The 18,926-nt window shown below is 72.7% G+C and carries 14 protein-coding genes; 5 read left to right on the top strand and 9 right to left on the bottom strand.

The window, feature by feature from the left end; translation table 11 throughout:
• Positions 1-69 precede the first annotated feature (69 nt).
• From ABFX55_RS02625 to ABFX55_RS02615, 3 genes are read right to left on the bottom strand one after another with little or no spacing between them, the layout of a single operon-like run.
• Positions 70-1,305 (bottom strand): acyltransferase family protein, encoded by a 1,236-nt coding sequence (locus ABFX55_RS02625; protein WP_346117228.1) that lies wholly within the window; start codon positions 1,303-1,305, stop codon positions 70-72.
• Positions 1,306-1,307: 2 nt separating this feature from the next.
• Positions 1,308-1,727 (bottom strand): DUF1707 SHOCT-like domain-containing protein, encoded by a 420-nt coding sequence (locus tag ABFX55_RS02620; protein WP_346117226.1) that lies wholly within the window; start codon positions 1,725-1,727, stop codon positions 1,308-1,310.
• A 21-nt stretch (positions 1,728-1,748) separates the two neighbouring features.
• On the bottom strand, positions 1,749-2,426 hold the full coding sequence (locus tag ABFX55_RS02615; RefSeq protein ID WP_346117224.1) for a phosphotransferase: 678 nt from the start codon (positions 2,424-2,426) through the stop codon (positions 1,749-1,751).
• Positions 2,427-2,602: 176 nt separating this feature from the next.
• On the opposite strand from ABFX55_RS02615, the gene ABFX55_RS02610 reads away from it, so the two are divergent.
• The 5 genes from ABFX55_RS02610 to ABFX55_RS02590 all read left to right on the top strand — a co-directional run bounded on the left by ABFX55_RS02610 (position 2,603) and on the right by ABFX55_RS02590 (position 14,053).
• A complete protein-coding gene (locus ABFX55_RS02610) occupies positions 2,603-3,433 on the top strand; it encodes an ABC transporter ATP-binding protein (protein ID WP_312895997.1) in 831 nt (276 codons plus the stop codon).
• Positions 3,423-4,208: an ABC transporter permease gene (locus tag ABFX55_RS02605; protein WP_346117222.1), complete on the top strand. Its 786-nt coding sequence runs from the start codon at positions 3,423-3,425 to the stop codon at positions 4,206-4,208. The genes ABFX55_RS02610 and ABFX55_RS02605 overlap by 11 nt, the downstream gene beginning before the upstream one ends.
• A 107-nt stretch (positions 4,209-4,315) precedes the next feature.
• Positions 4,316-9,013, top strand: a complete 4,698-nt coding sequence (locus ABFX55_RS02600; protein ID WP_346117220.1) for a type I polyketide synthase — start codon at positions 4,316-4,318, stop codon at positions 9,011-9,013.
• A complete protein-coding gene (locus ABFX55_RS02595; protein WP_346117218.1) occupies positions 9,010-12,885 on the top strand; it encodes an SDR family NAD(P)-dependent oxidoreductase in 3,876 nt (1,291 codons plus the stop codon). Before ABFX55_RS02600 ends, ABFX55_RS02595 begins: the two co-directional genes overlap by 4 nt.
• Before the next feature lie 7 nt (positions 12,886-12,892).
• On the top strand, positions 12,893-14,053 hold the full coding sequence (locus ABFX55_RS02590) for an acyl-CoA dehydrogenase family protein (RefSeq protein ID WP_346117216.1): 1,161 nt from the start codon (positions 12,893-12,895) through the stop codon (positions 14,051-14,053).
• Here ABFX55_RS02590 and ABFX55_RS02585 read toward each other — a convergent pair.
• The 6 genes from ABFX55_RS02585 to ABFX55_RS02560 are packed head-to-tail and all read right to left on the bottom strand — an operon-like array spanning position 14,016 to position 18,894.
• Positions 14,016-14,753: a 4'-phosphopantetheinyl transferase family protein gene (locus ABFX55_RS02585; RefSeq protein WP_346117214.1), complete on the bottom strand. Its 738-nt coding sequence runs from the start codon at positions 14,751-14,753 to the stop codon at positions 14,016-14,018. The two genes, ABFX55_RS02590 and ABFX55_RS02585, sit on opposite strands and share 38 nt — an antisense overlap.
• Positions 14,744-15,538 carry a thioesterase II family protein gene (locus ABFX55_RS02580; RefSeq protein ID WP_346117212.1) on the bottom strand — a complete coding sequence of 265 codons (795 nt, stop codon included), beginning with the start codon at positions 15,536-15,538 and terminating at the stop codon, positions 14,744-14,746. Before ABFX55_RS02580 ends, ABFX55_RS02585 begins: the two co-directional genes overlap by 10 nt.
• A gap of 10 nt (positions 15,539-15,548) precedes the next feature.
• Complete coding sequence (locus ABFX55_RS02575; RefSeq protein WP_346117210.1) at positions 15,549-16,622, bottom strand: HAD-IIIC family phosphatase; 1,074 nt, start codon at positions 16,620-16,622, stop codon at positions 15,549-15,551.
• Entirely contained in the window at positions 16,619-17,779 is a 1,161-nt protein-coding gene (locus tag ABFX55_RS02570; protein ID WP_346117208.1) for an acyl-CoA dehydrogenase family protein, read from the bottom strand. The genes ABFX55_RS02575 and ABFX55_RS02570 overlap by 4 nt, the downstream gene beginning before the upstream one ends.
• Positions 17,776-18,030: an acyl carrier protein gene (locus ABFX55_RS02565; RefSeq protein WP_346117206.1), complete on the bottom strand. Its 255-nt coding sequence runs from the start codon at positions 18,028-18,030 to the stop codon at positions 17,776-17,778. The genes ABFX55_RS02570 and ABFX55_RS02565 overlap by 4 nt, the downstream gene beginning before the upstream one ends.
• Before the next feature lie 12 nt (positions 18,031-18,042).
• On the bottom strand, positions 18,043-18,894 hold the full coding sequence (locus ABFX55_RS02560) for a 3-hydroxyacyl-CoA dehydrogenase family protein (RefSeq protein ID WP_346117204.1): 852 nt from the start codon (positions 18,892-18,894) through the stop codon (positions 18,043-18,045).
• Positions 18,895-18,926: the final 32 nt, after the last annotated feature.

Here is an 18,926-nt window from a genome sequence, read left to right as displayed (position 1 = left end):
GCCGTTCCGCACGACCTCGACCAGGCCGCACGACCGCCGCGTGCCCCGCCGGGGTCGGTTCGGTGGTCGTCATCCCGGCTCCGACGCCCCGCGCGCCGGCCGCTCCCCCGCGCCGGCCTTCGCAGGCCGCATCCCGAACAGGAAACGAGTCGGCCTGGTCCGCCGCACCAGCAGGTCGTAGGCGAGGACTGTCAGGATGAGCGAGCCGGCCGCGATGACGGCGTACTTGACCGCGATCGGCGCCTCCCATCGCACCACCTGGTAGGCGACGGCGACCACGATGGGCTGGTGCAGCACGTACAGAGGCAGCACGGCCTCGGACAGATAACCGCGCACAGCGCCTGCGCGCGGGGGACGGGTGGCCGGACCGGCGGCTGGACGGGCGGGCGCCCTGTCGAGGAAGCCGAGGATCGCCAGCAGCCAGCACCATCCGGCCGCGCCGTACAGCGCCCGTCCGAGGACGGCGAGCGGCGCGGAGGCCGTGAAGGCGTCGTCTCCCGCGGACAGGAGCACGGGCACCCCGGCCGCGAACAGCGCCAGCCCACACGCGGCGACCAGGCGCAGGTCCCGGCGCACCGCCTGGCGGAAACGCTCATCGGCGGCGAACGCGAAGCCGTAGCAGAAGAAGATCAGGTACGCCCACCGGCTCCACCCGGCGTACTCCTCCTCCAGCCCGAGGATCATGCTGATCAGGGCCAGCGGCAGGGCGGGCAGGAGCACCGCGCCGCGCCTGCGGGTGAGCTCGGCCATCCGCTCCCCGAGGCGTGGAGGCGTCCGCCACCGGGCCGCGAGCGACAGCAGCAGTGAGAACGTCAGCAGGAGGACGAGGAACCACAGGTGCCCGGTCTCGAAGTACTCGCCCTGCAGGACGAAGGGGAACTCGGCGAGGTCCAGCTCGACCTGGAAGAACCGGGGCAGGAACTCCAGGTACGACTCCTGGTGGGCGGGGTCGGCACGCAAGCGCAGCCACTGCGGCACGGGGACGATGGCCACCGTGGCGAACACCAGGGGCACCGCGATCCTGCGTAAGCGCTCCACGGCGTAGCCGGCAGGGCCGCGGCGGCGCAACGAGTGGCGGGCGGCCAGGCCGGCGACGTAGAACAGCAGCGGCATCGCCCACAGCACGCCCAGCACGGTGACGACCATGGTGACGCCGGTGGTCTCGGCGTTCTTGACGTAGAAGTCGTCGCGCGCGTCGAACACCAGCGCCGAGTGGAAGAGCACGAGCCCGGCCACCACCACGACGCGCAGCAGGTCCACATCCGTCCGCCGCTCGGCGGCGGGCGCGGTCTGTGAGGAGGTCACGGTCAGCCGCCGGAGGGGAGGGAGGCGCGCCTGCGGGCCGCGTGGACCGCAGTGACCACGGCCAGCACGACGGCGGGAGCGAGCAGATCCTTGGGCCAGAAGTCCAGGAGGCACGCCTCCGCCACGCTGACCGCGGCCCACACCACGACGTTCACCGCCAGAACCGCACCCCAGACGGCCCACAGCGTCTTCAGCCACCGGGGCGCGCCCCTGCGCACCGGCGGCAGGCTCTGCCGGCGTTCGGCGGGCAGGTCGGCGAGCAGCCCCGCCAGCTCGCCGCGAGTGGTGGCGCCCAGCGCCCGGCCCACCCGGTCGTCGAACTCCTGGAGATCGAGGCAGCCCTCCTCGACGGCCAGCCGCAGCCGCCGGGTGGCGGCCTCGCGATCGTCGTCCGATGCCCGCACGTCGCGGTGCTCGGCCATCTTCTCTACCTCCTGTGGGGGCTACAGGGACGCCTCGCCGGCCTCGCTGGCCAGGAAGCGGTCGATCTCGGCCTGCTCCTCTGCCGTGAGATCGCGTTCCGCGCGCCGCCGCTGCGCCGCCGCCCTCAGGTGGGGGCGGGCCGCCGCCGGGTCGACGCCGTCGAGGAAGGCGGCGAGCAGGCGGGCCCGTCCCTCCTCCAGGGACGGCTCCGTGACGGTGGCGGTGGCCAGGATGAGCCAGGTGCACGCGGCGTCCGCGCCGGGCGCGCCCCTCGCGGCGTTGGCCCAGTCGACGACCCTGGGGCCGTCGCCGGTGAGCAGCACGTTGCCGGGATGCAGGTCCAGGTGGAGCAGCCGGTTCCCTGGGCGGCCGGCGGCGGCCTGCAGCCAGCCGGGCGACCGCACGGCCGACAGCCGCCGCAGCAGGCCGGCCAGGAGCTCGCCGTGCTCGGCGGCCCGCCCGGGGGCGCGGGCCGTCTCCTCGAGCAGGCTCGGCCCCGCCACGTGCTCCATGAGGATGTCGGGCCCGTCGGCGTCGAAGACCTCGGGGGCGGGGAATCCGTGCCGGCGGGCGTGCCGCATCACCGCGGCCTCGCGTTCGAGGCTGCGGCCGTCACGCGAGCGGCGGACGACCCGGCCGGGCCCCGCCTCGAAGATCTCACAGTCGTAGCCGGCGGCGATCAACGATCCAACCTGCATATCTGTCAGATTAGGCGGTAAAGCCGGAAAAACAGTACCTCAGCGCGGTGACCGTCTTTTGCGGCAACTTCCTGCCAGCGGGCGAGCCGGTATTTGTCGCTAGCGTGAGGCGAACATGGATTCGACCCTCATTCACCTGCTTATTCCATTGAATATGGGGAGGTGACACGTTGCTGGTGGCAACCGACCTCGTCAAACGTTATGGCGAAATCCAGGCGCTCGACGGATTCACTCTGAGCGTGGCAGCCGGAGAAATCGTCGGGCTTCTTGGGCACAACGGCGCGGGCAAGACGACCTTCGTCGAGATCGTGTCGCATCTGATCCGCCCGGACGGCGGCAGGGTGACCATCGACGGCAAGCCGCCCGCCGCCGTACGCGGCCAGGTCGGCGTGGCTCCCCAGCACATCGCCCTGTACCCGTCGGCGACCGTCAGGGAGCATCTGGAGCTGTACGGCAGGCTCTCGGGGCTCCGGCGGGCAGCGCTGCGCTCGGCGATCGAGGACCTGGCGGCCGTGCTGCGGCTCACCGAGCTCATGGACAGGCGGACCGGCAAGCTCTCGGGCGGCCAGCAGCGCCGCGCGCAGGCCGCGACGGCGCTCGTGCACCGGCCTGGCCTGCTGCTCCTCGACGAGCCCACCGCCGGCGCCGACCTCGAGACCCGGCAGGCGATGCTCGACGTCGTCAAGCAGCGCGCGGGCGAGGGCGCCGCCGTCGTCTACACCACTCACTACCTGCCCGAGCTCACCGAGCTGCAGGCCACGATCGCGGTGGCGCGCGACGGCCGGGTCATCGCCAGGGGCAGCTACGAGGAGCTGGCCAAGGACCTGCCGGGCGAGGTGAGGGTGACGCTGGAGGGCGAGGAGGAGCTCAGGATCTCCACCTCGGACCCGGCCGCGACACTCATCGACCTCCTGCACCACGCCAAGCGCCCGATCAGCTCGGTGGACGTGCGCAACCCGTCCCTGGACGACCTCTATCGATCCCTGGCGGTCCACGATGCTCCTTGACGCCCCGCGGCCCGGCATCGGCGTGCTCGGCTCCGTGCACCGTATCGCCGCCCTGGCCCGGCTCAACCTGCTCCTCCGGCTGCGCGACCCCGGGCAGATGATCAGCTACGTGGCCATGCCGATGGTGCTCATGCTGGTGCTCAGGCCCCTGTACGTCAGGGCGCTGGACGCCGGCGCCACCCAGGTGGCCACCGGCCTGATGGTCATGTTCTCCGTCTTCGCGATCTCGCTGGCGGGCAACGCGATCCTGTCCGAGCGCACCTGGCGCACCTGGGACCGGCTGCGGGTGAGCCGCGCCCCGGCGGCCGAGCTGCTCATCGGCAAGACTTTGCCGTTGTTCGTGGTGATGGTCGCCCAGCAGTCGATCCTGCTCGTGTACGGCTGCCTGGCGATCGGGCTGCCCGTTCCGCCCAATCCCGCCATCGTGCTCATGTCCATCGTGATCTGGGCGTTCGCCCTGCTGGCGATCGGGGCGGCGCTCGCCACGATCGTGCGCAGTCACGGCGAGCTCAGCGTCATCTCCGACGTGGGCGCGCTCACGCTCAGCTCGCTGGGCGGTGCGCTGGTGCCGCTGAGCCTCATGCCCGAATGGGCGCAGGTGGCCGCGCCCGCCTCACCCGGTTACTGGGCCCTGACCATGATGCAGTCCGCGGTCGCCGGGGACGTGGCGGGCACCCTGCGCCCGGCGGCCGTCCTGCTGGCGATCGGCGTCATGGCCGGCGCGTTCGCCGCCCGCAGGCTCGCGCGCGGCTGGGGCCGCGGCGGGCTGATGTGAGCACCTGATGCGAGCACGTGGCGTGAGCACTGACGTGAACGTCGTGAGCGCTTCGTGTGCGCTGCGGTGAGCACCGCAAGCCAACTCCAGTGAATAGAGGCATGTTGATGGATCACGGACATTCACCGGGCGACAACGACATCGCGATCATCGGCATGGCCGGTCGATTCCCCGGCGCGACCGACATCGGGACGTTCTGGCGCAACATCAGCACCGGCGTCGAGTCGTTCACGCGGTTCTCCGACGAGGACCTGACCGGCGCGGGCGTCGACCCGGCCACCTTCCAGCAGCCGAACTACGTCAGGTCCCGGCCGATCCTCGAGGACATCCGAGGGTTCGACGCCGGCTTCTTCGGCTACAACCCCCGCGAGGCCACTCTCGCCGACCCGCAGCAGCGCATCTTCCTGGAGTGCGTGTGGGAGGCCCTGGAGTCCGCCGGCTACGCGGCGCCCCAGGGCAGGGGCAGCGTCGGCGTGTTCGCCGGCATGAACATCAGCGGCTACCTGCTGACCCGGCTCAGGGCGTTCGAGATGGGCATCGACACCTCCGCCCTGATGATCGGCAACGACAAGGACTCGCTGGCCACGAACGTCTCCTTCCGGCTCGACCTGAACGGGCCCAGCGTGTCGGTGCAGACGTTCTGCTCCACGTCGCTGGTCGCGGTGCACCTGGCGAGCGAGAGCCTGCGCAGGGGCGAGTGCGACATGGCGCTGGCCGGCGGTGTGTCGGTGCGCATCCCGGACCGGATCGGCTATCTGTGGGAAGAGGGCGGCCAGGAGTCGCCCGACGGGCACGTGCGCACCTTCGACGCCGAGGGCCGGGGCAGCATGTTCGGCGACGGGGCAGCCGTGGTGACGCTCAAGCGCCTGTCGGACGCGGTCACCGACCGGGACACCGTGCTCGCCGTCATCCGCGCCTCGGCGATCAACAACGACGGCGCGATGAAGTTCAGCTACCTGGCGCCCAGCATCGACGGCCAGCGCCGCTGCGTGTCGGCGGCCCTCGCCAGGGCGGGCGTCGATCCTGCCGACGTCTCCTACGTCGAGGCGCACGGCACCGCCACCGAGGTCGGCGACCCGATGGAGGTGGCCGCGCTGACCCGCGCCTTCGGGGCGACCGAGCGCAAGCAGTACTGCGTGCTCGGCTCGATCAAGCCGAACGTCGGCCACCTCGACAGGGCCTCCGGTGTGACGGGGCTGATCAAGGTGGTCCAGTCGCTGCGCCATGAGCTGATCCCCGGCACGCTGCACTACCGCTCCCCCAACCCGGAGATCGACTTCGAGGCCAGCCCCTTCCGCGTCACAGCCCAGCCGACGCCGTGGCCGCGCACCGGCGACCGGCCCCGCATCGCGGGCATCAGCTCCCTCGGCATGGGCGGCACGAACGCGCACGCGATCATCACCGAGGCCCCGCAGCCTGCCGAGCGCCCTGCCCGCCCGCGCCGCTGGCAGATCCTGCCCGTGTCGGCGCGGTCGGCGGCGGCCGCCGAGCGCTCCTGCGCCCGGCTGGCCGAGCATCTGGAGAGCTCCGCCGACGATCTGGGCGACGTGGCCTACACGCTGCAGGCCGGGCGCAAGGTGTTCAACCATCGCAAGGTCGTCGTCGCCGACTCGACCGGCCGGGCAGCCGCCCTGCTCGCCGACCCCGCGGGGCCGCTGGGCCGTACGGACGCCACCGTGGGACGCCAGGTCGGCTTCCTGATCGCCGGGGTCGGCGAGCAGTATCCGGGCATGGTGGCCGGGCTCTACGCCGAGGACCCTGGCTTCAGGGCGGACGTCGACGAGTGCCTCGCCGTTCTCGGGCTCACCGAGCCAGGGCAGCTGTCCGACGTGTTCACGCCCGCCGAGCGGACCTCGGACGGGACGGGCGACCTGGCCAGGCTGCTGGGGCGGGCCGGCGGGGAGGCGCCGCGCTCCATGACCGAGGCCCACCTGGTGCAGCCCGCCGTCTTCGTCGCCGAGTACGCGCTGGCGCGACGGCTCATGCGGTGGGGCCTGCGGCCCGAGGTCATGATCGGTTACAGCCTGGGCGAGTACGTCGCGGCCTGCCTGGCGGGCGTGCTGTCGCTGCCCGACGCGCTGCGGCTGGTCGCCTACCGGGCCAAGCTCATCACCTCCCAGCCCGAGGGCGCGATGCTGGCCGTCTCCGCCAACGAGCGGCGGCTGACCGCGGTGCTGGGAGAGGAGGGCAGCCGTGACCTGGACGTGGCCGTCAGGACCGGCTCCCAGGTGGTGCTCGCGGGACCGGTGGCCGCGGTCGAGGCGGCGGCGGCCCGGCTGCTGGAAGCCAAGATCGGCCATCGGCGGCTGGAGACCACGCACGCCTTCCACTCGCGGATGCTCGCGCCGGTCGCCGGCGAGCTGACCACGTGGATCGCCGACAACATCACCCTGCGCGCGCCGTCCCTGCCGTACTTGAGCAACGTGACAGGGGCGCCCGCCACCGAGGAGCTCGTCACCGACCCCGGATACTGGGCCAGGCACATGTGCGAGACCGTCGAGTTCGGCGCAGGGCTCGACCACGTGCTCGGCATCCCCGAGCTCGCCCTCGCCGAGCTCGGCCCCGGCCAGTCGCTGGGCGCGCTGACCCGCGGGCACCCGTCCTGTGAGCGCGGCCGGTGGCCGCTCATCGTGACCACGCTGCCCGCCGCCGGCGACCCTCAGGACGCGGGGGCCGCGCTGGCGACGGCGGTGGCCAAGCTCTGGCTGACCGGCGTGCCGGTGGACTGGACGGCGCTGCACGACGACGGCGTCGGCTGGGCGCCCGGCCGCGTGCCGCTGCCCTCCTACCCGTTCGAGCACCAGGAGTACTGGCTGGAGATCGACGAGTCCGCGCTGGGCGGCGGCACGCCCGCGTTCGACGAGAGCGATCCCAAGAGCATCGCCAAGGCCTACCCCCGACTGCCCGACACCCGCTGGATTCACGCGCCGCTCTGGCGAGAGACCACCCCGCGACCGCCGATGTCGCAGGAGGCGGCCCGCTGGCTGGTCTACACCGACGCGGGGCTCGCCGACGAGCTGGCCGCGCCGCTGCTGGCGCACCTGGCGGCCACCGGCAGGGAGGCGGTGCTGATACGGCCAGGCGAGGCGTTCGCCAGCGGCCCCGACGGCATCCAGGTGCGGCCAGGCTCGCCGGAGGACGCCGTCGCGGCGCTGCGCGAGCTGACCGGCCGCGACTGGGCCCCCGAGCGGGTCGTGCACCTGTGGAACGCCGACGGCGACCGGCCCGTCGGCGAGTGCCTGCGGCGCGGCCTGCACACGCTGGTCGCGTTCGCCCGCGCCTGCGGCGACCTGGGGTTGCACGGCTGGACCCTCGACATCGTCACCAGCGGCGCCCACCGCGTGCACCCCGGCGACCGCGTGCACGCCGCGAGCGGCACCCTGCTCGGCCCCACCAGGCTCATCCCCGTCGAGTACCCGAGGACGCGCACCCGGCTGATCGACCTCGGTCCCGGCTCCGCGGCCCGCGGGCTGCTCGCCGAGCTGCGCGCGGAGCCCGCCGACCAGGTCGTCGCCCTGCGCGCCGGCCGGCGCTGGATCCCCGACTACGAGACTCTCGACGCCGCCGTCATCGAGCAGGCCCCGCCGGCGGCCCGGGTCCGCCAGGGCGGCGTCTACCTGGTGACCGGCGGGCTCGGCGGCATCGGGCTCGCGATGGCCGAGAGGCTGGCCGAGCAGTACCGGGCGCGGCTGGTGCTGCTCGGCCGTACGCCGGTGCCGCCGCGCGAGGAGTGGGCGTCGATCCTGGCCGGCGGGAGCGCCGCGGGCGAGGTCCGCAGGCGGCTTGAAGGGCTGCGCCGCCTGGAGGCGGCCGGTTCGGGCGTGGTCACCGTCGCGGGGGACGTCTCCCGCGCCGAGGACGTACGACGAGCCGTGGACGCCGCGCTCGAGCACTTCGGCGAGCTCGACGGCGTCCTGCACTGCGCCGGCGTGCCGGCGGTGGGCCTCATGCAGTTCAAGACCGTCGCCGACATGGAGCGCGTGCTGGCGCCGAAGGTGGCCGGCACGCTGGCGCTGGCCGAGGTGCTGCGCGAGGTGCCTGTCGACTTCCTCGCCCTGTTCTCCTCCACGACGTCGGCGACGGGCGGCGGCGCGGGCCAGGTGGACTACTGCGCGGCCAACGCCTTCCTGGACTCCTTCGCGCTCAGCGACCCGCTGCCCGGCGTGACCGTCACCTCGATCGACTGGTGCGAGTGGACGTGGAACGGCTGGACCGACGGGCTCGACAACTACGACGAGGGCTCCCGGCAGTACTTCGAGTGGTACAGGGAGAACTTCGGCCTCACCTTCGACCAGGGCTGGCAGACGCTGCTGCGGGTGCTGGCCAGCGGCGAGCCGCACGTGGTGGCCTCCACCCAGGACTTCGCGCCGATGGTGGCGATGAGCCGCCGGTCGTCCATCGAGAGCCATCAGGCGACGGTGAAGAAGATCCGCGACGCCTTCGGCAGGCACCCGAGACCCGAGCTGTCGACCGCCTACGTCGAGCCGCAGTCGCCCGCCGAGGAGGCCATCGCCGGGGTGTGGACCGAGGCGCTCGGCCTGGAGCGGGTCGGCGTGCACGACAACTTCTTCGAGCTCGGCGGCAACTCGCTGCTCGGCATGGAGATCATCGCCGAGGTCAGGAAGGCGCTGGAGCTGTCCTACCTGCCGCCGCACATCCTCTACCAGGCACCGACCATCGCCTCGCTGGCCGAGGCGGCCAGGGCGGACCAGGAGGCGGGCGAACAGCCTGCCGAGGCCCGCGAGCAGCAGCGGTCCAGGATCGCGCAGCGGCGCAACATGCTCAGGAGCGGAAGGACGTCATGACCGGAACCGACTACGAGTCCGCGGTCGCGCTGATCGGCATGTCCGGGCGATTCCCGGGCGCCGCCGGCGTCGCCGAGCTGTGGGACAACCTGCTGGCGGGTGTCAAGGGCCTGCGTACGATCACCGACGAGGAGCTGCGCGAGGCCGGGGTGAACCCCGGCGAGCTGGCCGACCCGCGCTACGTCCGCGTCGGCGGCCCGCTGGACGGTCTCGACCGGTTCGACGCCGGCGTGTTCGGCATCAATCCGCGCGAGGCCGAGACGATGGACCCGCAGCACCGGCTGTTCCTGGAGTGCTCGTGGGAGGCGCTGGAGGGCGCCGGCTACTGCCCGACGGACGTGCCCGGCCAGGTCGCCGTGTTCGGCGGCTGCGGCTTCCCCGACTACGTCGTGCAGAACATCCAGCACCTCACCTCCCAGCCGGGCGGCGCCATGCTGATGGCCATCGGCAACGAGCGCGACTCTCTGGCCTCCCTGGTCTCCTACAAGCTCGGGCTGCGTGGGCCCGCCGTGTCGGTGCAGACCTTCTGCTCGACCTCGCTGGTCGCCGTCCACCTGGCCTGCCAGAGCCTGCTCACCTACGAGTGCGACCTGGCCGTGGCCGGCGGCGCCTTCACCCCGCTCCCCCAGCCGTCCGGCTACCTGTACGAGCAGGGCGGCATCATGTCGCCGGACGGACGGGTGCGCAGCTTCGACGCCGAGGCGGGCGGCACGGTGATGGGCAGCGGGGCCGGCGCGGTGGCGCTCAAGCGCATGTCCGACGCGATCGCCGACGGGGACGTCATCCACGCGGTCATCCTGGGGTCGGCGGCCAACAACGACGGCCGCCTGCGCGCCGGCTACACGGCGCCCGGTGTCGACGGCCAGGCCGAGGTGATCGAGTCGGCGCTGGGCGTGGCCGGGGTCAAGCCCGAGACCGTCGGCTACGTCGAATGCCACGCGACCGGCACCATGCTGGGCGACTCGATCGAGCTGGCGGCGATGAGCCGGGTGTTCACCCAGGCCACGGAGACGCCGTGCGTGCTGGGATCGGTCAAGCCGAGTCTCGGGCACCTCGACCGCGCCTCCGGCGTCACGGGGCTGATGCGCGCCGCGCTCGTCCTCAAGCACGAGCTGCTGCCGGGCACGCCCGGCTACGAGACGCCCAACCCGGCGCTGGCGACGGCGCGTGACCGGTTCACCGTGCTGAGCGAGGACCGGCCGTGGCCGGCGGGCCCGCACCCGCGGCGGGCCGGGGTGAGCTCCTTCGGGCTCGGCGGCACCAACGCGCACGTGGTGATGGAGCAGGCGCCGCCCCGGCCGGTGCGGCCCGCCAGGCCAGGCCCGCACCTGCTGGTGTTCTCGGCAGCCGACGAGCAGGCCCTGTCCGATCTCACCGAGCGGCTCCGCCGGCACCTGGCCGAGGAGCGAGCCGCCGATCTCGCGGACGTGGCGTTCACCCTGCAGATGTCGCGGGGCGCCTTCGCGCTGCGCCGCGCGGTCGTGTGCAGGGACCGCGACGACGCGGTGGCCGCGCTGGCCGACCCGTCACGCTGGATCGACGGCAGGACCCAGCGGCGCAACCCCAAGGTACGGCTGGCCGTGCCGGCGCACGTCCCGTCCGCCGGCGAGACCCGCGCAGATGGAGTGGCCGCCGCAGGTCCGCAGGACTCCTGGTGGGCGGAGCTGCACGCGGCGGTCGACGTGGTGCTGCGTCCCGGCGCGGCGACGGCGGGGGGTGCGGGCAGAGAGGAGGCGCTGAGCGCGCTGGCCGAGGGCCTGGCCGGGCTGGGCGTCCATCTGGTGGGCGGCGGTGACGCCGCGCAGGCCGAGGAGGTGCCGGTCGCGCCCGAGGAGGGCGCCGACGCCGCCACGTGGCTGCTGTCCACCCTGGCCAGGCTCTGGCTGGCGGGCAGCGTCCTGGACTGGGCGAAGCTGCACGGCGGCGCAGGACTCCGCCTCGAGCTGCCGACCTACCCGTTCCAGCGGCGCAGGTTCTGGGTCAAGGCCGCAGCCGGCCAGGCGCGCCCGCCGGCCGGCGAGGGCAAGAGCTTCGACCGTTCGCAGTGGACCCACCTGCCGTCCTGGAGGCAGCGCCCGCTGCCCGTCGCCGACCTGGACGAGCGGCTGCGCGAGGCAGGCCCCTGGCTGGTGTTCACCGCCGACGAGCGCGGCGAGGCGCTGGTCGAGCGGCTGAACCTGGCCGGCGCCGAAGTGACCGCGGTGCGGGACGGGGACCGGTTCGAGCAGCACGACGACGGCGACTTCACTATCCGCTCGGGCACGCCGGGCGACATGGCCGAGCTGCTCTACTCGCTGGTGGTCAGCCCGCGCGCGATCGTGCACGGCTTCAGCCTCGCGTCCGCCGAGCCTGCGCCCGGCGGCGACCCGGTGGCGCACTTCGCCGCGGAACAGGACCGCGGCTTCTACTCGGCGCTCGAGCTGGCCCGCGAGCTGGTCGACAACACCGGCTCGGCGCCCAGGGCCGAGCTGGTCCTGCTCACCTCCCTCGCGGTGAACGTCGCGGGGGCCGAGCTGCGCCACCCCGAGCACGCCACGCTGGCGGCGCTCGCCCCCAGCCTCCAGCAGGAGAACCCGCGGCTGCGCTGCCGCCACGTCGACCTCGACGCCACAGACTCCACAGGCCCCGGCCTGGCGGCGCTGGCGGAGGCGGTGCTGGCCGCGTCGGTCTGCGCGCACGAGGGCCCGACGGCCGTGCGCGCGGGTGAGACGTGGCTGCGCCGCTACGAGCCCTACCCTGTGGCCGAGCTTGACCCTGAGCGGCGGCCGTTCCGCGACGGCGACACGGTCCTCATCACCGGCGGGCTCGGCGACGTAGGGCTGGTCCTGGCACGCCACCTGGCCGACGCGTACGGCTGCCGCCTGGTGCTGACCGGCCGCTCCCCGCTGCCGCCGAGGGAGGGATGGGAGGCCTACCTGGCCGACGTGCCGCCCGGCGGCGAGCGGACCGCCCGGCACATCCGCAACATCCTCGACCTGGAGAGCCGCGGCGCCACCGTGCTCGCCCTGTCGGCCGACGTGGCCGACGAGGAGCGGATGCGCGCCGTCGTGTCGGAGGCGGTCGCCCGCTTCGGCGACATCGACGTGGTGGTGCACGGCGCGGGCGTGCAGGACGGCGCCTACTTCAACTTCGCCCACCTGATGGACCGGCCCCAGTGCGACGCCCACCTGGCCGCCAAGGTGACCGGCTTCCACGTCCTGCAGAAGGTGCTCGGCGACCGCTGCCCGGACCGCCGCATCACGCTGTCGTCCATCGCGGCCGTGCTCGGAGGCATGACGCTGGGGCCGTACGCGGCCGCCAACGCCGCTCTGGACGCCTACGTCCGCGTCGCCCGCACGAGGGGCGCCGGGCGGTGGGTCACGGTGGACTGGGACACCTGGAACATCGATCCTGACAGGGTCGCCGGCCACAGCGGCGCCGTCGTCGACTTCGCGATGACCCCGGCCGAGGGCGTGGACGTGTTCGAGCGGGCGCTGTCGGCCGCCGACCGCGCCGGCCACCTCGTCATCTCGACGGGCTCGCTCGACGCCCGGATCGCGCAGTGGGTCACCGGCGACATCCACGAGGCCGGCGACGACGATGACGACCGGGAGCGGCACCCTCGTCCCGAGCTGAACAACGCCTACGTGGAGCCGCGCGAGGGCACCGAGGCCACGCTGGCCGCGATCTGGTCCCGGGTGCTCGGCATCGATCCGATCGGCGCCCTGGACAACTTCTTCGAGCTCGGCGGCCACTCGCTGCTCGCGATCGAGCTCACCACCCGGATCCGCAAGGCGCTGAACGCGTCGGTGCCGGTGACCGGCCTGCTGGAGTGCCCGACGGTCCGCCAGCTCGCCGAGTTGCTCGACGTCCGCGACGACGAGGAGGCGTGAACCGCCGATGAAGCAGCCCGCGTACCTGAGGGCCGTGCAGGGGTTCGCCCGCCGCGAGCTGGCGGGCAAGGACGCCTATCTTGACTCGCTCGCCGACGCGCCGCTCCCCCTCTACGAGCGCTTCGCAGCCACCGGTCTGGCCAACTGGTGGCTGCCCAAGGAGATCGGCGGGCTCGGCCTCGGGCTCGAGGAGAGCGTGCGCATCACCGCCGAGCTGGCCTACGCCGACGCCGGAGTGGCGTTCACCCTGTTCATCCCCGTGCTGACCACGAGCATGGTGACGTGGTACGGCAGCGAGGAGCTCAAGGAGCGCCACCTGGGCGAGCTCGTGGCCGGCAACGGCTTCTGCGCCACGCTGGGCAGCGAGCACGCCGCCGGCAGCGAGCTGGCCAGGATCACGACCACCGCGCGCCATGAGGGCGACACGATCGTCCTCGACGGGCAGAAGGCCTTCTCCACGAACACCGACTTCGCCCGCTTCCTCGTGGTGGTGGCCCGCGCGCAGGACGACCCGTCCGGGTACCTGGCCGTGCTGGTGCCGCGCGACACGCCGGGCGTCACCGTGGACAAACGGTGGGACGTCATCGGGCTGCGCTCCTCGGCGACCTACCAGGTGTCGCTGTCCGGCGTGCGCGTCCCGAAGGGCAACGTGCTGCGCGGCAACGGGCTGCGCCTGCTGGAGGTGGGGCTGAACGCCAGCCGCATCCTCATCGCCGCCACGGCGCTCGGCGTCGCCCGCCGCGTGCGCGACGTGTGCATGGAGTACGGCGCGACCAAGACGGTGAAGGGCGCCCCGCTGACCGGCAACGCGGTGTTCGCCGGCCGGCTCGGCCAGTTCGAGATGGAGATCGAGGTCATGGCCAACCAGTGCATGGCCGCGGCGCGCGCCTACGACGCGATCGCCGCCCGGCCGGACGCGGGCGAGGAGTTCCTGCGCGTGGGCACGCTGAAGCAGGCGCTGACGGCCAAGATGTTCTGCGGCCAGACGGGGTGGCGCATCGCCTCGGCGGCCTCGGAGATGTTCGGCGGGCTCGGCTACACGCACGAGTCCGTCATCGGCAAGCTGCTGCGCGACATGCGCTACGTCTCGATCGTGGAGGGCGGTGACGACGTGCTGCGCGAGCTGGTGTTCAGCCGGTACGTGGTGCCGGTGTCGAAGCGGTCGTGACCAGGGCGGTCGTGACCAGGGCGGCGGCGTAGCCGGGCGCGACGTCCAGCCAGCGGACCCGGCACTCGGGGAAACGCGCGGAGCGCGACAGCACGGTGGCGTGCGTCGCGCTCCCTTCGCGTACGAGGACGTCGCTCATACCGGCCAGGCCCGCGCCGGACGCCTTGACGTAGGCCTCCTTGGCGGTCCACAGCCGGAAGAACCCGTCAGGCCCCGCGGCCCGCAGCCGGGCGACCTCCTCGGGCTGGTAGAAGCGCCTGGCCAGCTCCAGGTGGTCGAAGCCGCGGACCCGCTCGACGTCCACGCCCACGCGGACGCCCGGCGGCGCGGTCGCCACCAGGGCCCACGCACCTGAGTGCGACAGGTTGAAGTCGGGCACCGGCCGCCGGCCCAGGGGCAGCAGGCACGGACGGCCTGAGCCGTCGCGGCCGAAGCCGAGCCGGTCGGCGGGCACGCCGCACAGCCCGCCGAGCACCGTGCGCAGGGCGGCGTGCGCCACCACGTAGCGGCGCCGTTCGGCCGGGTCCGCGAAGGCCAGCGCCCGCTCGCGCTCGGCGCCGGACAGCAGGCGCCACCCGCGAGGGGCGCCCGCCCTGTCCAGGTCCACCCGCCACACCCGCACGCCCGCGGCGTCCGCCTGATCCGGCCTGACGCGCGACACCCGCGCCCCGAAGACCGCCCGCCGGTTCCTCACACCCACGGGAGCAGCGCCTGGGCGAGCAGCCGCTGGGTTCGCGCCGCCTGCTCGAACACCGCGAAGTGCCCGCCGTCGAACGGGTGCAGCGCGAACGGGGCCGTGGTCTGGTCACGCCAGCGGGCCACCTTCGCGGGCGCGACGCGCGGGTCCGAGGCGCTCGGGAGCGCGGAGATCGGCACGTCGAGCGGCGGCTCCTCCCGGTAGAGGTAGGTCTCCTTGACGGTGAAGTCGGCCTGCACGGCGGGCAGGATCATCTCCAGCGCGTCCGGATCGGCCAGCAGCCACTCGGGTGTGCCGCCGAGCCGCCGCAGCAGGGCGACCACCTCCACCCTGGTCATCCCCGACACCGGCGGTCCAGGCTCGTAGGTGACGTGCGGGGCGTCGGCTCCCGAGACGAACAGGTGAACCGGCTCGGGCCCGCCCCGCCGCCGGACCTCCCGGACCAGCTCGAAGGCCACCAGCGCGCCCAGGCTGTGCCCGTACAGGGCGTAGCGGCGGCCGGCCGACGACAGCTCCACGTCGGCGAGCACCACGTCGGCCAGGTCCGAGGCCAGCTCGGACATGTGCAGGTAGGGCGGTTCCTTGTGCCGGCCCTCCCGGCCAGGCGGCTGAACAGGCTGGACGGCGACGCCCGGCAGCTTGCGCTGCCACATGCGGAACGCGGAGGCGGCGCCGCCGGCGTGCGGCAGGCAGTAGAGCGGCAGCGCCCCCGGTTCGGCGCCGGTCAGGGTCCTGAACGGCAGCCAGCGGACGAGCACGTCGTCGTCGGTCAGGTCATGGACGGTCATGGTCGGTCCCTCATTCGGCGATGTCGAGCTTCACGTACGAGGGCGGCGGCTGGACGGCGCTCAGGTCGGCCTCGAGCACCACGTGGGCCCCGTCCCTGCTCACCTCCCTGAACCCGGCGAAGGCGTAGGTGATCTGCATCATGCGGTTGCGGCCCGTCTCCACGAAGTCGGCCCGCACGGCGACGCCCGCCTCCGCGGCCAGCCGCATGATGTGGTTGAGCAGCACCATCCCCACCCCGCGCGACATCACCCTGCACGACATCAGCATCATGCACAGCCGCCAGGCGTCCTCGCCCTTCTCCACCAGCGCCAGCCCGATCTTGCCGTAGCTGCCGAACATGTCGGTGAGGGAGGCGACGAGAAGCAGGTGATCGGGCGACTCGCGCAGCGCGTCGAGTTCGTCGTAGGAGTAGGTGCGGCCGGTGGAGTTGAGCTGGTTGGTGCGGACCGTGAGCTCCTCGGCCCGCTGCAGGTCCTCCCTGCGGGCGGGCGCGATGGTGAAGGTCATGCCAAGGCCGGCCAGGAACTCCTCGTTGGTGCCGACGAACTCCTGCTCCAGCTCCTCCCTGGCGATCTGGCCGCGGTACATGGCGCGCCGCTGCGCCGACTCGTCGGTGACGAACCTGGGCCGGAACTCGGGCCTGGTCAGCGCCTCCTCCAGCTCCAGGATGTCGACGCAGGTCACCTCCGGTGCCTGGTGGGCCACCTCGGCCCGCTCGAACTCCTGGTCGTCGACGAAGGCGAAGGCGTCCAGGCCGAGGTTGAGGGCCTTGGCGATGGTCCTGATCGAGTCGGACTTGGCGTTCCAGTTGATCTGCGGGTGCAGGAACATCTCCTCCAGCCCGAGCTCGCGCAGCTTCTCCATCGCCGCGTCGCGATCGTTCTTGCTGGCGATGGAGTGGAGCACGCCCTTGCGGTCGAGCTCATGGATGCGCTCCACGACGTCGGGCCGCACGGTGACCTCGCCGTCCTCCAGCAGCACCCCGTTCCACAGCGTGTTGTCGAGGTCCCACACGATGCACTTGATGCGGCCGCGCGCGGGCTTGACGGGAAGCGCGTCGGGCCGCTCGGTGGTCACGGTCATCTGGTCGTCTCCCGTTCTGCCTGGCCCGCGATGGTGATCCGCTGGACCTCGTTGCTGCCTTCGATGATCTCCATCACCTTGGCGTCGCGGTAGAAGCGCGCCACCGGGGAGCCGGGCGCGCAGCCGTTCGCGCCGTGGATCTGGACAGCCTCGGAGGCGTGCCGGGCCGCCGCGGTGGAGGCGAAGTACTTCGCCACCCAGGTCGCCATGATCGTGGCGGACTCCCCTGCGTCCTTGAGGCGGCCCGCCTGCGCGACCAGCAGCCGGGCCGCCCGCGCGTCGGTCACCATGTCGGAGAGCTTGGCCTGGATCAGCGGCAGCTCCGCCAGCGGGCGGCCGCCCACCTCCCGGCGGGCGGCGTAACTCGCGGACGCCTCCAGGCACGCCTGGAGGATGCCGAGGGATCCGGCCGCCACGCTGTAGCGGCCGAGGTCGAGGGTGCCGGTCAGGACCATGCCGGCGGTGAAGCCGCTCGGTCCGAGCAGCGTGTCGGGGCCGAGGGCCACGTCCGTGAAGGAGATCTCCGCCAGCATGGAGGCGCGGGTGCCGAGCATGTCGTCGATCGGCCGGACCTCCACCCCGGGGGTGTCCTTCGGCACGAGGAACGCGCCGATGCTGGTGGCGGTGCGGGCGAAGACGAGGAACACGTCGGCCCGCTGGCCGCCGGTCGTCCACTTCTTCACGCCGTTGATCACCCAGCCGCCGCCTGTCTGGGTGGCGGTGGTGGTGATGCCCGCGGCGTCGCTGCCCGCGCCGGGCTCCGACAGGCAGAACGCGCCGAGCGTGTCTCCTCGCCCGAGCGCCGCCGCCCATCGCTCGCGCTGCTCGGCGGTGCCCCAGCGCTGCACGGTCCACGAGACCATGGTGTGCACGGTGAGCAGGCTGCGCAGCGACGAGCAGCCGCGGCCCACCTCCTCGTGGATCTCGCCGAGGGTGACCATGTCCATTCCCGCGCCGCCCGACTCCGGCGGCAGGAAGGGCGCCCACAGCCCGGCCTCGGCGACCCGCCGCAGCAGTTCCTCGGGAACGCGACCGCTCCTGTCGTAGGCGTCGGCGTACGGCACGACATGGGTGTCGACGAACGCGCGGGCCGAGCGCCGGTCGGTGACGGGTCCGGTGCCCGCGGCAGTGGCGGGCACCGTGCCGGTGAGGGTCACGCGACGGCCAGGTCGGGCGCGAGCCTGGACACCAGCTCGGACATGGCGTCGGCGGTGCGGAAGTTGTCGATGCGCAGCTCCTCGTTGGGGATGGTGACGTCGAACGTCTTCTCGACGAACATCACCAGCTCCATGGCGAACAGCGAGTTGACGAAGCCGAGCGCGAAGATGTCCTGCGACTCGTCGATCTCAGCCTGCGGGTACCTGCCGCGGATGAAGTCGAGGATCTGGCCCTTGGCGGTGGTGGACATGCGGTGACTCCTTCAGTTCTGCGTGTCGTAGGTGTAGAAGCCGCGCCCGGACTTTCGTCCGTGCAGCCCTGCGTCGGTCATCTGCTTCAGCAGCGGGCAGGGGCGGTACTTGCTGTCGGCGTAGTGCTCGTAGAGCACCTCGACGCTGTAGAGGATGGTGTCGACACCGATCAGGTCGGCGGTCTCCAGCGGGCCCATCGGGTGGCCGAAGCAGCTGCGGAAGACCTCGTCCACCGACTCGGCGTCGGCCACGCCCTCGTGCACCAGGTAGGCGGCCTCGTTGACGGTCAGCATCAGCACCCGGTTGGAGACGAAGCCGCACGAGTCCTTGACGTCGATGGCCTTCTTGCCCATGGCGGCCAGCAGGTCCCTGGTGCGCTGGACGGTGTCCTCTGAGGTGTGGAAGCCGGGGATCAGCTCCACGGCGGGCTTGGCGGGCACGGGGTTCATGAAGTGCACGCCGATTACCTTGTCGGGCCGCCGGGTGACGGCCGCGACCTTGGTGATGGGGATGGCGGAGGTGTTGACGACGAAGACGGTGCCGGGGCCGCACTCGGCGTCGAGCGTCTCGTACACCTCCCGCTTGACGTCCCAGTTCTCCGTCACGTTCTCGATGACGAGGTCGGCCTTGGCCGCACCGGCGGCGCCGACCGCGGTGGTGATCCTGGACAGCACCTCGTCGGGGTCCAGGGCGGGGCCGCCCATGAGGCGGCTCATCCTGGCGTTGCGGCCGATCGTGGCCAGCGCCTCCCGCAGGACACGCTCGTCCTTGTCGACCAGGACCACGTCGTGGCCGGTCTGGGCGAGGTTCTGGGCAACGCCGACGCCCATCACGCCGGCGCCGATTACGCCGATCACGGTCATGTGCGCTCCGTTCCGCTCATCGTGGTTCCTTC

Origin of the sequence: Nonomuraea roseola (assembly GCF_039535395.1) — a bacterium.
GTDB lineage: Bacteria > Actinomycetota > Actinomycetes > Streptosporangiales > Streptosporangiaceae > Nonomuraea > Nonomuraea roseola.
This window is presented reverse-complemented; position numbering and strand designations above follow the sequence as displayed.

Excerpts from the sequence above, each read along its gene's own strand:
- ABFX55_RS02620 (WP_346117226.1), bottom strand. The coding sequence starts at position 1,727 with ATGGCCGAGCACCGCGACGTGCGGGCATCGGACGACGATCGCGAGGCC.
- ABFX55_RS02615 (WP_346117224.1), bottom strand. The coding sequence starts at position 2,426 with ATGCAGGTTGGATCGTTGATCGCCGCCGGCTACGACTGTGAGATCTTC.
- ABFX55_RS02605 (WP_346117222.1), top strand. The coding sequence starts at position 3,423 with ATGCTCCTTGACGCCCCGCGGCCCGGCATCGGCGTGCTCGGCTCCGTG.
- ABFX55_RS02600 (WP_346117220.1), top strand. The coding sequence starts at position 4,316 with ATGGATCACGGACATTCACCGGGCGACAACGACATCGCGATCATCGGC.
- ABFX55_RS02595 (WP_346117218.1), top strand. The coding sequence starts at position 9,010 with ATGACCGGAACCGACTACGAGTCCGCGGTCGCGCTGATCGGCATGTCC.
- ABFX55_RS02590 (WP_346117216.1), top strand. The coding sequence starts at position 12,893 with ATGAAGCAGCCCGCGTACCTGAGGGCCGTGCAGGGGTTCGCCCGCCGC.
- ABFX55_RS02580 (WP_346117212.1), bottom strand. The coding sequence starts at position 15,538 with ATGACCGTCCATGACCTGACCGACGACGACGTGCTCGTCCGCTGGCTG.
- ABFX55_RS02575 (WP_346117210.1), bottom strand. The coding sequence starts at position 16,622 with ATGACCGTGACCACCGAGCGGCCCGACGCGCTTCCCGTCAAGCCCGCG.
- ABFX55_RS02565 (WP_346117206.1), bottom strand. The coding sequence starts at position 18,030 with ATGTCCACCACCGCCAAGGGCCAGATCCTCGACTTCATCCGCGGCAGG.
- ABFX55_RS02560 (WP_346117204.1), bottom strand. The coding sequence starts at position 18,894 with ATGACCGTGATCGGCGTAATCGGCGCCGGCGTGATGGGCGTCGGCGTT.